Here is a 12,554-nt window from a genome sequence, read left to right on the forward strand (position 1 = left end):
AGAGTCCAATGACCGAAATGATACGTCCCCGAGTAAAATATGTCATCGGCCCCGATGGCAGCCCCCTGACGATCGCGGATCTCCCGCCGCCCAATACGCGGCGCTGGGTGATTCGCCGGAAGGCAGAGGTTGTTGCGGCTGTTCGCGGTGGCTTGTTGAGCTTGGAAGAGGCCTGCGAGCGTTATACGCTCACGGTCGAAGAATTCCTGTCTTGGCAGTCGTCGATCAACAGCCACGGTCTCGCCGGCCTGCGCACCACGCGCATTCAGCAATATCGTCACTGATCACCCGCCAGCATCGACGACATCTATTTCGGGCCGGACGCATCTCCCGTCAGGGAATGAAGAAGGCCCGAAATCATTGACGAGGCCGCGTAGCACCAGAGGCCCGGCTGCGTGAAGGCATCTGCCAGCCCCGTCGTCTTCGCCGCCGCAATGACGATCGCGACCAGCAGCACGTCCATCATCGACCACTTGGACAGATGCGGTACGACACGACGATAGAACAGGCTGCCGGCCCCACCGCCGGTGGCCGTCGCTTCTGCGGCGATCCCGATTATCTTCAGAGACGGGAGCAGGATCGAAACCAGTGCAACGATCGCCGCCAGCAGCCCGTCCCCGCCTTGCCAAAGCGAGACAATGATTTCGATGAGGGACGGCGTCTCGTCGAAGAAATACAGCGTCTCGAAATGGACCAGCGGTAACACGAGGCCGAGCGCCAGGAAGAACGGCGCCGCCACGAGAAGCACCGGGCGAATCATCGAGAGCGCCTTCATTGCCTCGAACCTCGTATCAATCCGATATTGTGCATGAACACTCCGTCTCGTATCTGTCTTGCCTCCACGGCTTGGCACGACCCCGCCGCCATGTCACGGTCCGCTACGACACTATCCGTTACGAGGAAAGACCATGGACATTCGAAACGACGAAGGCGCCTCCGGCGGCCGGTATGCAGCCGAGGTCGAAGGGCACGAGGCGGAGATGACCTATTCGCGCGCATCGCCGAAGCTCGTCATCATCGATCACACGGCTGTTCCCGATGCGTTGCGCGGCAAGGGTGTGGGCCAGGCATTGGCGCTCCACGCCGTGGAAGCAGCCCGCACCGGCGGCTGGAAGATTATCCCGCTTTGCCCCTTCTTCAAGGCGCAGGCGCAACGCCATCCGGAATGGAAGGATGTCGTGAACTAGCGCATCGGCCCGAAAATCGGAATCGATTATCGGAAAGCACGATGCGAGGATTGAAAGAGTTAGAGCGTCCTTTGTGCGTCTGAAAGGATGCGCGGCGCTCTCATACGCATCGCTCAAAGACATGCTGCGGTTTTGGGCCACGCGCATAAAAAAGGCATGATTCGCGTCGCGTGAATCACGCTCGATGTGACCCGCCTTGGAGGCGGCTTCTTCAATCGCCTTCGGTGTGACAGGCTCGATTTCGGCGACAGCTGCGCCGAAGGCGCTGACGCCGAGAGGCGACAACACCAAAAGCCATGTATGACGGACAGCGCGCCCGTCATACATGGCTTCTCAGCGGCGATCCCAGGCGCCGAAACCGGCGCCCACCGTTTTTCGCTTACGCCCTTGCTCGGGCGCCGCTGTCACGCTCTTCCAGCGCCGTCGCCCTTGCATATTCCGCCTGCATCTCCTCGAGCGCCATTTCCAGCGTCTCTTCCTGCATCTTCAGTTCCTTGATCGAAACCTGCAGGTTATCGGCCCGCTGACGCGCGGCCTTGGCGAAGGTCGGATAAGCAAAGTGATTCGGGTCGGAAATACCGGACTTCTTTTCCTCGACGACGATCTGGCTCTCCAGATCCTTCGTCATCCGTTCGAATTCAGACATCATCATTTGCAATTGCTGCAACTGACGTCGTTTTTCGTTCACCTGAAATTCCTTCAGGCGAACGAGACTTTCTCGCGACTTCATACGCATTACTCCCGTGATGCGAGACCCCGGCTCAACTTGAAACCGCCCTGCGCGCCGCTTTGACACGGTTTGCTAAAAAATTTCCGGCGATATTAACAAATACCTACCGCTGGTAACCTTTCGTTTACGGGCATCGTTAATGATAGGCCCTATGATTTAAGGGTCGGTAAATGCCACGGCATGAAGTTCGAACCTTTTCATTGGCGAGTCGGATGAATCACTTAGCGCTGTTTCCTAATGTTAAAGTTGAGGAACGCCTTTTGAGATTCCTATTGGAAAACAGACAAATGGAAAAATTATTTAATAAATTCGATATTCCTTGCCAGAGTGAATTAGAATTTGTTAACCATTTCGTGGCAGCTTCCAAATCACGTAGCGTGTTCGGTATCGTGTAGGGGGCCAGACCACCTTTCGGCGGCGGTAAAGGGGATAATTATGCGGGTACTTCTAATCGAGGATGACAGCGCGACGGCGCAGAGCATCGAGTTGATGCTGAAATCAGAGAGTTTTAATGTTTATACCACCGATCTCGGTGAAGAAGGCGTCGATCTGGGCAAGCTGTATGATTATGACATCATCCTTCTCGATCTGAACCTGCCCGACATGTCCGGATATGAAGTGCTTCGCACTCTCCGGTTGTCCAAGGTCAAGACACCGATCCTCATCCTGTCGGGCATGGCCGGCATCGAAGACAAGGTTCGTGGCCTCGGCTTCGGCGCCGACGACTACATGACCAAGCCGTTCCACAAGGACGAGCTCGTCGCCCGCATCCACGCCATCGTCCGCCGCTCCAAGGGCCATGCCCAGTCGGTCATCATGACCGGCGAGTTGATCGTCAACCTCGACGCCAAGACTGTCGAAGTCGGCGGCCAGCGCGTCCACCTGACGGGCAAGGAATATCAGATGCTGGAGCTGCTTTCGCTCCGCAAGGGCACCACCCTCACCAAGGAAATGTTCCTGAACCACCTTTACGGCGGTATGGACGAGCCGGAACTCAAGATCATCGACGTCTTCATCTGCAAGCTCCGCAAGAAGCTCGCCAACGCTGCCGGCGGCGCCAACTATATCGAGACCGTCTGGGGCCGTGGTTACGTTCTTCGCGAGCCGGATGGGGCCGAATACGCCGAAACCGCCTGATTTTTTTCCGATCCCCCTTATCGGATAAACGAAGATCCCGCCTCTCCGGCGGGATTTTTCGTTTCTGCCCTGGGCAAACAAGAAGCCACCCTGACGGAAGACTCCAGGCTGGATCGGCCTGATCCTCTATATCACGTTCATGAGAATGGAAGGTGGCGGCGGCCGAACGCACTTGCACCTTCGGCGTGATGCTCGAGGGATGCCGATATTGGCGGAAGAAATCTGCGTCAGGCGGCGATCGCGCGGTTTCCGAAAACCGCGGTCAGGATCTTGCGATCGAACGGCTTCAGCAGGAAGTCGGTGGCACCGGCCCGTTTGCCCGCCATCAGCTTCTTCAGATCCGCCTCGACGACGCAGTAATAGATCTTGACCTCTTTGCCGCCGTCCATGGCGCGGATGGCGGCGATGAGGTCGAGGGCGCCTTCCATGCCGGAATCGACGATCAGATATTCCGGCAGCTCCGCCTGGCAGCGCTGCAGCGCCTCGCCGGCATTGGAGGCTTCGCTGACGAGAAAATCGAGTTCGGAGAGAATGCGCTTGCCGACCTTGCGGACGATGTCCGAATTATCGGTGATCATGAACCTTTGCATGGCCGCTCCTTTGCCCCCGCATTCGTCGCAGCAAGGGGCCTCTTACAACCCTGGAGAATAGGTCCATCAGGCTAACGAATCGTTACCGGACGAGCGCCGACACGCGTCCGCGCTCCGAAATCAGGCTGCCGCGGCCACTGCCGTGAACACCAGTTCGTCTGCGCTGGCGCTGTGATCGAGCGTCATTCCGCACTCCTGTGCCAGAAGCACGGTGTAATAGGGCTGGATCGAATGGGCGTCGATCGCCTCCTCGATGGTGCCGGTCGATATCTCGACGAATTTCGGCGGCAGCCGCATCAGTTTGCCTTTGGCCGTAAGCTTGAACCTGGCATCGAATTCGGGATTTTCGAGCGTTACCTCGAGTACGCCGCCGCGCGGAATGGCGGAATATGCAACGAGGAAGAGGTTGAGCAGCAGCTTGACACGGTTCTTGGCGACGATGGCGCGCGGTCCGTTCCAGATCACCTCGGTCTTCTTCTCGGCGACGGCAAAATCCTTGGCAGCGCGTTCCGCCTCGCCGGTGTCGATCGAGGCGCCGACGGATCCTGACGCGCCAAAGGCGAGGCGTGCGAATTTCAGGCGGACGGACGCGTTGAGGGCGCTGGTGCGGATCAGGTCCATCGCATCGGAGTCGGCGCCACCCTCATCCAGGAGTTCCAGCCCGTTATTGATCGCCCCGACGGGCGAGATGACATCGTGGCAAACGCGGCTGCAAAGAAGCGCGGCCAGATCCGGGCCGGACAGGGTGAGATTGGGGTTCTTGGACATCATCGGCTCCTGAGGGGCGGCAATTTCATTGCGCCCGGAATATACTTCATCAAAATTGCGCGAAGTTTGCGATCGTACTCGATGCCATAATGACACCATATTTGGTAAACCGATTGTTAAGATCATCGGCGCAAAATGCACCAATCGCCGCGAGCGGTTGCCCGCTCATAGCCAAACGACGAACGGATGACACTATGCGCCCTCTATTTCCGCACCGATTCATCGGCTTCTGCAGGTTGCTTTCGGCCCTCGTCTTCTCCTCGCTGATGGTTGCCGCACCGGCCGCTGCCCAGGACAACGGCCAGTACACGATGCAGGAAATCGTCGACGCCGGCCACTCCTTCTTCGGTTCCGCCAGCGGCGGACTTGCCAAGGTCGTCGAGAGTGCCTTCCAGAAATACGGCCTGCCGAACGGCTATATCCTCGGACAGGAAGGCGGCGGCGCCTTCATCGCCGGCCTTACCTATGGCGAAGGCCAACTGAACACCAAGAACGCCGGCGAACATAATCTCTACTGGCAGGGACCCTCGCTCGGCCTCGATTACGGCGGCCAGGGCTCGCGCGTGATGATGCTGGTCTACGACCTGCCCTCCATCAACGGCATCTATGCCCGCTTCGGCGGCGTCAGCGGCTCGGCCTATGTGATCGCCGGCTTCGGCATGACGCTGCTCAAGAACAACGATGTGCTGGTCGTGCCGATCCGCACCGGCGTCGGTGCCCGCCTCGGCGTCAACGTCGGCTATCTCAAGATCACTCAGGCGCCGACCTGGAACCCCTTCTGAGGCCGCAGAGCCGCCGGAATCTGCCGCCGTTCCCACCGGCGGCCTTGCCATGCGTCCCATGCCTGCTTAATCATCGCGGCTGACCCGTATCAACCTTCTTACCGATGGCCGCGCCGTGATCGAATATGCTCTCTTGTTCGGATTGGGCTTCCTGACCGCGGCCTTCCTCGTCTTTCTGGTCTCGCCCGCCGTTCACCGCCGTATTGTCTGGTATACCGAGAACCGGCTGAAAGCGACGATGCCGCTGAGCCCGCAAGAGGTTCGCGCCCAGAAAGACATGGTGCGCGCGCTCTATGCCGCCGAAAACGCCCGCACCACCCAGGACCTTCTGCGTGAGCGCGAGAAATCCCTGTCGTTCCAGCTTCGCCACGACGCCCTCGCCGTCGACGCCGGCAGGCTTGCCGCCGAGATCGGCGATTTACAGGCGCAGATCGGCGAGATGCATGTCGAGGCGGCCGACCAGCGCTCGCATCTGCGCAAGGACGAGAACTATATCAGCCAGTTGAAGACCAACCTGCATATTGCCGAGCAGTCCGCCGCCAACAAGGAAAGCGAGCTGGCGACGATGCGGACACGCCTGAGCAAGCTCGGCGAACAGGCCGATGGGCTGAGGATTGACCTGGCCGCGCGCGAGACCGAGGCGGAGAGCCTGAAATTCCGGGTCAACGCGCTGCGCGACGAACGCGATACGCTGCGCCAGGACGTCAGCCTGCTGCAGAAGCGCGCCAAGGATGCCGAACAGAAACTGACGCAGCAGCAGCATATGGTGATCCGCCTGGAGGATAAGGCCGCGCGCGAGAGCGCTTCCGCCACCGAAAAGGAAACCCTGGTTGCTCGCCGCCAGCAGGAGATCGCCAAGTTGAAGGAGCAGTTGAAGGCCGCCAACGCCGAAATCCGCAAGGTCAACCGGGTCCTGCGCGACGCCGGCCTTGCCGGGATGGTGGCGGAGCTGCCGGCGGAAATGCCAGCCGAAGACACGGTCGCATCCGCGCTCGACACCGCCGCCGTCACGGCCGAGATGGGCGAGGATGTCCGCAATCGCAGCGCCGCCCTAGCCGAGCGCCTGCAAAAGGCAAAGGCGGTAACCGGGCGCGATGGCGCGATCCGCGAGGAGATCGCCTCGATCGCCGCCAATATGGTGGCGCTGACCGCACTCAACGAAGGTCCCTCCTCGCCGATCCGCACGCTGCTCGCAGACGCCGTGGAAAAGAACCCGAACGACCGCGTCAGCCTTGCCGACAGGGCGTCGGCGATCATCGCCGATCCCCCGCGCTGACGCCTTAGCGCGGCGCGCGTTCGATAGGACAAACGGCGCGCCATCATTTTGAGTTGGCGCAGAACCCTGAAAATCGATGCGTTAGATCCGCCCCATCGCCGAGGCCATGGAAAACAGCGCGATCCCCGTCGCCGTCGCGGCGTTGAGGCTGTCGAGTTCCTCCGATTGTGGAATGCGCGCGCTCTGGAACCGCGCAAGCAGCGCCTCCGGCAACCCCTCGCCCTCGGTGCCGACGACGAGCGCCATGCGTGTCGAGGCCGGAATGGCGCGGATATCGGTCTTGCCGTGCGGCGAAAGCGTCCAGATGGCAAAGCCCCGTTCGGCAAGCGCCAGGAGCACATCCAGTGCCTTGCCGCCGCGACGGTGCGCAACGCTCAGCACCGAACCGACCGAGACACGCAGCGCCTTGCGGTAAAGTGGATCACAGGAGGTTTCGTCGAGCAGCACCGCATCCGCCCGGAAGGCAGCCGCGTTGCGAAACATCGAACCGGCATTGTCGTGATTGGAAATGCCGCAACCGACGAGCACCAGCGCCTGCTCCGGCAGTGCGTCGAGAAGGGCCGCCGCCCCGCGATCCTCCCGCCGGCCGAGCGCGAGAACACCGCGATGCAGATGGAAACCGACGACGCCGTCGAGCACATCAGCCCCGGCGACATAGACCGGCACATCGGCCGGAAACCGCTCCAGGATGGGCAGGACGCCCTCGACGCGATTGCGCAGCAGCAAGATCTTCTCGGCGAAAAAGCCGCGGCCTGCCGCATGCGCCTCGGCGAGCATGCGCAGCACGACGGTACCTTCGGCAATGAAGCGCTTCTCTCGGCCCGTCAGGTCGCGCTCGCGAATATCGCGGAATTCAGCGACGCGCGGATCGTCGGCGCTGTCGATGTCGATCGGGACGGCGGCCATGCCGGCCTCAATTGCCCGCGACGGTGACGTCGGCGACGGTGCGGCCGGTCCTGAGATCGTAGACCAGCGCCTTGTTCTTGCCCTCGACCGTTTCGCCGTAGAACAGGATCTGCCCGGCCGAAAGGGATGTGGACTGCACCTTGAAGCCAAGCGGCAGGGAAACGGTTGCCGCAAGCGGCGCGTCTGAGGGCACGCCGGAGGCGGTAACAGCGGACGCCGTCTCCTTCGGCTCGCTGTGCATCACCTTGTAGACAACCGCGCCGAAGACCGCCATAAGGCTCACGAACATGATGGCGCCGGAAACGATCTGCAGGCGGACCATCTTGCGCCGGACACTTTCCATCGCCGGATCAAGGGGCTTCTCTTCCTGGTCGTCTGGCTCGATTGCTGTCATCTGTGCGTCCCGTTCTAAAAAAATACGTCGGAGAAGAAGCGTCTTGAGCGACCCCTTTAAACAAGCAGCCGGCAATAGAAAAGTCCTGACGGCCGATGAAAGCGCCGAAGGCCGGCTTGACGCCTGGCTGACGGCGCAGGTCGGCGAGGAATTTTCGCGCAGCCGCATCAAGACGCTGATCAAGGACGGCCAGGTTTTTCTGCGCGGCCAACCCGTCACCGACCCGCAACGCAAGGTGCGCACCGGCGATAGTTTCGAGATCACGCTGCCCGAGCCGGAGGACCCGACGCCGCAGGGCGAGGACATCCCGCTTGATATCCTCCATGAGGACGGCGATGTCATCGTCATCTCCAAGCCTTCCGGCCTCGTCGTCCATCCCGGCCCCGGCAACTGGACGGGCACACTGGTCAACGCGCTGATCCACCATTGCAGCGATACACTCTCCGGCATCGGCGGTGTGCGCCGCCCCGGCATCGTCCACCGTCTCGACAAGGACACGACAGGCGTCATGGTCGTCGCCAAGAACGACATTGCCCATCGCCACCTCTCGCTTCAATTTGCCGACCATGGCCGCACCATGCCGCTGGAGCGGGCCTACCAGGCAGTCGTCTGGGGCCGGCCCCGCACGCTGTCGGGCACAGTCGACGCTCCGCTTGGCCGCGCCACCGGCGACCGCACGCGCCGCGCTGTCAAACGCCCCGAGAGTCAGGACGCTGACGAGGCAATCACGCATTACCAGGTGATCGAGCGCTTCCACGAGAAGCCGGACGCGACAGCGTTCGCCTCGCTGGTCGAGTGCCGCCTCGAAACCGGCCGCACCCACCAGATCCGTGTCCACATGGCCCATATCGGCCATCCACTGCTCGGCGATACGGTTTACGGCGCCGGCTTCAAGACCAAGGCCAATCTTCTGCCCGAAGAGATCCGCAAGGTCGTCAACGGTTTCGGCCGCCAGGCGCTGCATGCCTTCATGCTGCAATTCGAGCATCCCCGCACCGGCGAAATCATGCATTTCGAGGTGCCGCTGCCGGATGATATGGTCGAATTGATCGAGGCGCTGCGGCGATAAAGGCGGCTCTGAATGCCGGTCTTCCAACTCACACCTGCGTGAGCGGCACCTTGAACCGCCGTTTCGCCACACTTATCTGTATATGGACTTAGTGCGGGCTCGGAGAGAGCCGCACGTCCCGGTTTGCCTTTTTTAACGCGAGGACGCGTTTCCATCGGGAACCGGAATTCACTTTAGGAGGGTGCACTATGGCCCGAAATACCTTGCCGTCCATTACCGCCGGTGAAGCCGGTCTCAATCGTTACCTCGACGAAATCCGCAAGTTCCCGATGCTGGAGCCACAGCAGGAATACATGCTCGCCAAGCGTTATGCCGAGCACGGTGACCGGGACGCCGCCCACAAGCTCGTCACCAGCCATCTTCGCCTCGTCGCGAAGATCGCGATGGGTTATCGCGGCTACGGCCTGCCGATCGGCGAAGTCGTCTCCGAGGGCAATGTCGGCTTGATGCAGGCCGTCAAGAAGTTCGATGCCGAGCGCGGCTTCCGCCTCGCCACCTACGCCATGTGGTGGATCAAGGCCTCGATCCAGGAATATATCCTGCGCTCGTGGTCGCTGGTGAAGATGGGCACGACCGCCAACCAGAAGCGCCTGTTCTTCAACCTGCGCCGGCTGAAGGGCCGCATCCAGGCAATCGATGACGGCGACCTGAAGCCGGAGCACGTCTCCGAAATCGCCACCAAGCTGAACGTCTCGGAGGAGGAGGTCATTTCGATGAACCGCCGCCTCTCCGGCGACGCCTCGCTGAACGCGCCGATCAAGGCAGCCGAAGGTGATAGCGGCCAATGGCAGGATTGGCTGGTGGACGACCATGACAGCCAGGAAGACGTGCTGATCGAACAGGATGAGCTCGACACCCGCCGGCGCATGCTGGCGAAAGCGATGAGCGTGCTGAACGAGCGCGAACGCCGCATCTTCGAGGCTCGCCGTCTCGCCGAGGATCCAGTGACCCTGGAAGACCTTTCGACCGAATTCGACATCAGCCGCGAACGCGTCCGCCAGATCGAGGTCCGCGCCTTCGAAAAGGTGCAGGACGCGGTCCGCAAGGAAGCCCTGGAACGCGCCAAGGCCGTCCGCGTCGTCGAAGCCACGGCATAAGGCCTGCCGCGTGATAAAATTGAAGAAGGCGGGCCTTGCGGCCCGCCTTTTCTTTTTCATTCACCTTTGCTCCGCAGTCTCAGCGCCACCCCAAAGGTCCGGGAATGCTGGCGTTGCGGAAACCGTCACTGGCTCGTCGACACATCCCCGAGCGCCGTCCATTCCTTGATCGCGGTATTGAAGGCGTCCGTTCCCGTACCGCCCTTTTCCATCGTCAGCAGCGCACGGCGGCCGTTGCGGTAGGTGATCGGAATGTCGATCCAGTTGCGGGTCGACATCAGGTCGAGGTTCGCCTTGCGCGCATCAGGATAGTCATTGAGCGCGATCATATGGAAATCGTCGGTGATCTTCGCCGGAACCGCAATCAGCGCATCGCCGCGGTCCTGCTCCGTACGTTTCATCGAGATGCGCTGGACGCTGTCGATGCTGCCGCCTTCGAAATTCGGCGGCACCGAGAAGACGATCTCGACAAGATGGCTTGCCGGCAGCGACGGATCGGAATTGCGCTTGAAGGTGACGAGAGCCGAAAGATTGCGTTCGGGAACGGTGACGTTGCCCTGTACCGTCGCCTCCTGTCGGCCGTCCTGGCCGGCCTCGTGCTGCACGCTCCAGACGACCGATCCCTCGATCGCCGTCGGCGAGCTCTGGCCGATGCGCTCCTCATAGAGGAACATCTTTTCCGACGAACCGACGGGGGGGGTCTGCTGCGGCGATGCCACCGGGCCGTTTGGCGTCTGCGTTTCGGCGGGAGCCACATCGCCCTGCGCGCTGGCAGGCGGCGTATCTGCTGCCGCGACATTTTGTTCGGCGACCGATTTTCCTTCCGCAGTCGGTGTTCCCGGCACAGTCGCCGGTCCACTGTCGACCTCGGTCCCATCGGTCAGCAGCCGTTGGGTGAATTTCGAATTGGCCGCAGCGCCGTCATTGTTCATTGACGCTACCTGCGGGTTCGGCTGCGCCGGCGTCGCTGGGGTATTCTGCGCTCCTGGTGTGGTCGGCTGGGCTGGCGTCACCGAGCCCGGCTGGGCAGGCGTCGCCGAGCCAGCCGGCGGTGTTGCCGCCTCGTTCCTGGTCGCCTGCGACGGTGCCGAGCTGACGAGCCCGTCGACCATCGCCACCAGCGCCTCTCTGTTCATCCAGCCGGCATAGGCGCCGCCACCGATCAAGATGAGTGCAAAGATGAGCGTGATCACGGTACCGATGCCGAAGCGGCGGCGCTTCGGCTCCATACGGAAACTCTTGCCCTGCAGCTTGGAGGCAACGATCTGATCGATATCCATCGACGGATTGGCGTCATCGTCATCACCGGCGACCGAGCCGCGGCGGTCGTAGCCGCGCAGCGCCTTCGCCTCGCGCCAGTTCTCGCTCGGCGCGCCGCTAGCAGGCGCCGGCTTGCCGTTGTGCACTTCCGCGAAGATATCGACATCGTCGAAATGCGATGCCACCGGCGCCTTCTTATTGCTGCCGGCCTCGATCGGCGGCAGATCATCGAAGGCGGCAGTCTCCCAGGAGAAACTTTCCTTGGCGGCCGGCATGACGGCAGCGGGGGCCGCATTTTCGAGGCTCGATATCACCTCTTCGAAGGCGCGCGCCGATGCATCCGCTGTGACCGGCGCCGCCTGCGAATATTGCCTGAGTTCCTCTTCCGCCCATTCGGTCTCCGCATCCTTGGGCGGCGGAGCCGGCGTTTCGGCAACGGGCTCGGCCCAGACCGGGTCGAAATGCGCCGCAGCATCGGCCTGCAACGGCTCCTCGCGGCTGTGCTCGACGAATTCCTGCGGACGATCGAAATCGGCGACCGGCTCCACCAGCCGGTTGGATGCATGGTCTATACCGCGGGTGATCGGCTGCAACGGCTCGACGGGCTCGTAAGCCTCCTCGGCCTCCGGCTCCTCGCTATCCACCGCCGCTGGCTCGGCCGCGATCTCGTCGGCTTCCAGGGGATGCTGCTGGTCGGCACCGACTTCGTCGGCTTGCTCGCTGTGATGCGCGGCAGGCGGCTCCCAGCCGTCATGTTCGGCCGACACGTCTTCGGCAGCGACGTCGCGCGCCTCGCTAGCATGCCATTCCTCGGCCGGCGCTTCCTCCTCATGCGAGGGATGCCAATATGTGTCGGCGGGAGCGGATGTCTCCGGCGAAACCGCTGTCTCGGCGGCAACAGGGATTTCGGCGGCAACAGGTTCTTCCGCGGAAAGGGGCTCCTCGGCAGCGACCTCTTCCTCAACTTCCTCTGGCGCGGCGGCTTCCACGTGATCGGGCTCGTCGGCAGCCTCGGCCGCCCGCGGCTCCGCATAGGCCTCGACAGCCGCCTCCGGCGCAGGCGCCGGTTCGCTCTCGTCGTGAAGGGTTTGCTCTTCCGCGGATTCCAGCGTGGCGGCGGCGGCCGGCTCATCGAGCGGCAGCGCCTCGGAGTGTTCGCCTTCCACCTCGCGGATGGCGGCCTCGAGCTTTTCGAGCTGGCGTTGCAGCATGGCTTCCGGCGGACGCGGCTTCATATTCTCGAGCTGCCGCTGCACTGCGCCGCGGGCACGTTCGTAGACTTTCACCCGCATCTCGGGGGTATTTTCAGCCAAGCCGTCAACGGCCCGCCGAATGACTGCAATAAAATCCGCCATCAG

Annotated in this window: 14 protein-coding genes; 7 read left to right on the forward strand and 7 right to left on the reverse strand. The window is 62.0% G+C overall.

What is annotated here, in order from left to right; translation table 11 throughout:
• Nucleotides 1–8: 8 nt before the first annotated feature.
• Nucleotides 9–284 carry a DUF1153 domain-containing protein gene (locus CUJ84_RS17685; RefSeq protein ID WP_007533628.1) on the forward strand — a complete coding sequence of 92 codons (276 nt, stop codon included), beginning with the start codon at nucleotides 9–11 and terminating at the stop codon, nucleotides 282–284.
• A gap of 23 nt (nucleotides 285–307) precedes the next feature.
• Here CUJ84_RS17685 and CUJ84_RS17690 read toward each other — a convergent pair whose 3' ends face one another.
• Nucleotides 308–853, reverse strand: a complete 546-nt coding sequence (locus tag CUJ84_RS17690; protein WP_199788722.1) for a paraquat-inducible protein A — start codon at nucleotides 851–853, stop codon at nucleotides 308–310.
• Nucleotides 854–908: 55 nt separating this feature from the next.
• Between CUJ84_RS17690 and CUJ84_RS17695 the strand changes: the two genes are divergently transcribed.
• On the forward strand, nucleotides 909–1,187 hold the full coding sequence (locus CUJ84_RS17695; protein WP_105007167.1) for a GNAT family N-acetyltransferase: 279 nt from the start codon (nucleotides 909–911) through the stop codon (nucleotides 1,185–1,187).
• A gap of 379 nt (nucleotides 1,188–1,566) precedes the next feature.
• On the opposite strand, the gene CUJ84_RS17700 is transcribed toward CUJ84_RS17695, so the two are convergent.
• On the reverse strand, nucleotides 1,567–1,917 hold the full coding sequence (locus CUJ84_RS17700; RefSeq protein WP_026188505.1) for a hypothetical protein: 351 nt from the start codon (nucleotides 1,915–1,917) through the stop codon (nucleotides 1,567–1,569).
• A 435-nt stretch (nucleotides 1,918–2,352) separates the two neighbouring features.
• Here CUJ84_RS17700 and ctrA point away from each other — a divergent pair, with 435 nt between their 5' ends.
• Nucleotides 2,353–3,054 carry a response regulator transcription factor CtrA gene (gene ctrA, locus CUJ84_RS17705; protein WP_003542362.1) on the forward strand — a complete coding sequence of 234 codons (702 nt, stop codon included), beginning with the start codon at nucleotides 2,353–2,355 and terminating at the stop codon, nucleotides 3,052–3,054.
• A gap of 227 nt (nucleotides 3,055–3,281) precedes the next feature.
• Here ctrA and CUJ84_RS17710 read toward each other — a convergent pair whose 3' ends face one another.
• A complete protein-coding gene (locus CUJ84_RS17710; protein ID WP_010069020.1) occupies nucleotides 3,282–3,644 on the reverse strand; it encodes a response regulator in 363 nt (120 codons plus the stop codon).
• 120 nt (nucleotides 3,645–3,764) lie between these two features.
• Nucleotides 3,765–4,412 (reverse strand): histidine phosphotransferase ChpT, encoded by a 648-nt coding sequence (gene chpT, locus CUJ84_RS17715; protein WP_027683349.1) that lies wholly within the window; start codon nucleotides 4,410–4,412, stop codon nucleotides 3,765–3,767.
• A 194-nt stretch (nucleotides 4,413–4,606) separates the two neighbouring features.
• On the opposite strand from chpT, the gene CUJ84_RS17720 reads away from it, so the two are divergent.
• On the forward strand, nucleotides 4,607–5,194 hold the full coding sequence (locus CUJ84_RS17720) for a DUF1134 domain-containing protein (RefSeq protein ID WP_027683348.1): 588 nt from the start codon (nucleotides 4,607–4,609) through the stop codon (nucleotides 5,192–5,194).
• Nucleotides 5,195–5,309: 115 nt separating this feature from the next.
• Nucleotides 5,310–6,470, forward strand: coding sequence for a hypothetical protein (locus CUJ84_RS17725; protein ID WP_105007168.1), 1,161 nt, complete (start codon nucleotides 5,310–5,312; stop codon nucleotides 6,468–6,470).
• A gap of 81 nt (nucleotides 6,471–6,551) precedes the next feature.
• Here CUJ84_RS17725 and CUJ84_RS17730 read toward each other — a convergent pair whose 3' ends face one another.
• Together CUJ84_RS17730 and CUJ84_RS17735 are read right to left on the reverse strand one after the other, a co-directional pair.
• Nucleotides 6,552–7,376: a TrmH family RNA methyltransferase gene (locus CUJ84_RS17730; protein ID WP_105007169.1), complete on the reverse strand. Its 825-nt coding sequence runs from the start codon at nucleotides 7,374–7,376 to the stop codon at nucleotides 6,552–6,554.
• 7 nt (nucleotides 7,377–7,383) lie between these two features.
• Nucleotides 7,384–7,770, reverse strand: a complete 387-nt coding sequence (locus CUJ84_RS17735) for a hypothetical protein (RefSeq protein ID WP_027683345.1) — start codon at nucleotides 7,768–7,770, stop codon at nucleotides 7,384–7,386.
• A gap of 43 nt (nucleotides 7,771–7,813) precedes the next feature.
• Here CUJ84_RS17735 and CUJ84_RS17740 point away from each other — a divergent pair, with 43 nt between their 5' ends.
• Together CUJ84_RS17740 and rpoH are read left to right on the forward strand one after the other, a co-directional pair.
• A complete protein-coding gene (locus CUJ84_RS17740) occupies nucleotides 7,814–8,839 on the forward strand; it encodes an RluA family pseudouridine synthase (protein WP_105007170.1) in 1,026 nt (341 codons plus the stop codon).
• Nucleotides 8,840–9,027: 188 nt separating this feature from the next.
• The gene (gene rpoH / locus CUJ84_RS17745; protein WP_018243318.1) at nucleotides 9,028–9,936 is read left to right on the forward strand and encodes an RNA polymerase sigma factor RpoH; all 909 of its coding nucleotides are present in this window, start codon (nucleotides 9,028–9,030) and stop codon (nucleotides 9,934–9,936) included.
• A 125-nt stretch (nucleotides 9,937–10,061) separates the two neighbouring features.
• Here the strand turns inward: rpoH and CUJ84_RS17750 are convergent, their stop codons facing one another.
• The gene (locus CUJ84_RS17750) at nucleotides 10,062–12,551 is read right to left on the reverse strand and encodes a hypothetical protein (RefSeq protein ID WP_105007171.1); all 2,490 of its coding nucleotides are present in this window, start codon (nucleotides 12,549–12,551) and stop codon (nucleotides 10,062–10,064) included.
• Between the last annotated feature and the right edge of the window lie 3 nt (nucleotides 12,552–12,554).

The organism is Rhizobium leguminosarum (genome assembly GCF_002953715.1).
Classification (GTDB): domain Bacteria; phylum Pseudomonadota; class Alphaproteobacteria; order Rhizobiales; family Rhizobiaceae; genus Rhizobium; species Rhizobium leguminosarum_V.

Bases quoted from the DNA above. Each gene is read 5' to 3' on its own strand.
- CUJ84_RS17685 (WP_007533628.1), top strand. From the start codon at position 9: ATGACCGAAATGATACGTCCCCGAGTAAAATATGTCATCGGCCCCGAT.
- CUJ84_RS17695 (WP_105007167.1), top strand. From the start codon at position 909: ATGGACATTCGAAACGACGAAGGCGCCTCCGGCGGCCGGTATGCAGCC.
- CUJ84_RS17700 (WP_026188505.1), bottom strand. From the start codon at position 1,917: ATGAAGTCGCGAGAAAGTCTCGTTCGCCTGAAGGAATTTCAGGTGAAC.
- ctrA (WP_003542362.1), top strand. From the start codon at position 2,353: ATGCGGGTACTTCTAATCGAGGATGACAGCGCGACGGCGCAGAGCATC.
- CUJ84_RS17710 (WP_010069020.1), bottom strand. From the start codon at position 3,644: ATGCAAAGGTTCATGATCACCGATAATTCGGACATCGTCCGCAAGGTC.
- chpT (WP_027683349.1), bottom strand. From the start codon at position 4,412: ATGTCCAAGAACCCCAATCTCACCCTGTCCGGCCCGGATCTGGCCGCG.
- CUJ84_RS17720 (WP_027683348.1), top strand. From the start codon at position 4,607: ATGCGCCCTCTATTTCCGCACCGATTCATCGGCTTCTGCAGGTTGCTT.
- CUJ84_RS17730 (WP_105007169.1), bottom strand. From the start codon at position 7,376: ATGGCCGCCGTCCCGATCGACATCGACAGCGCCGACGATCCGCGCGTC.
- CUJ84_RS17735 (WP_027683345.1), bottom strand. From the start codon at position 7,770: ATGACAGCAATCGAGCCAGACGACCAGGAAGAGAAGCCCCTTGATCCG.
- rpoH (WP_018243318.1), top strand. From the start codon at position 9,028: ATGGCCCGAAATACCTTGCCGTCCATTACCGCCGGTGAAGCCGGTCTC.
- CUJ84_RS17750 (WP_105007171.1), bottom strand. From the start codon at position 12,551: ATGGCGGATTTTATTGCAGTCATTCGGCGGGCCGTTGACGGCTTGGCT.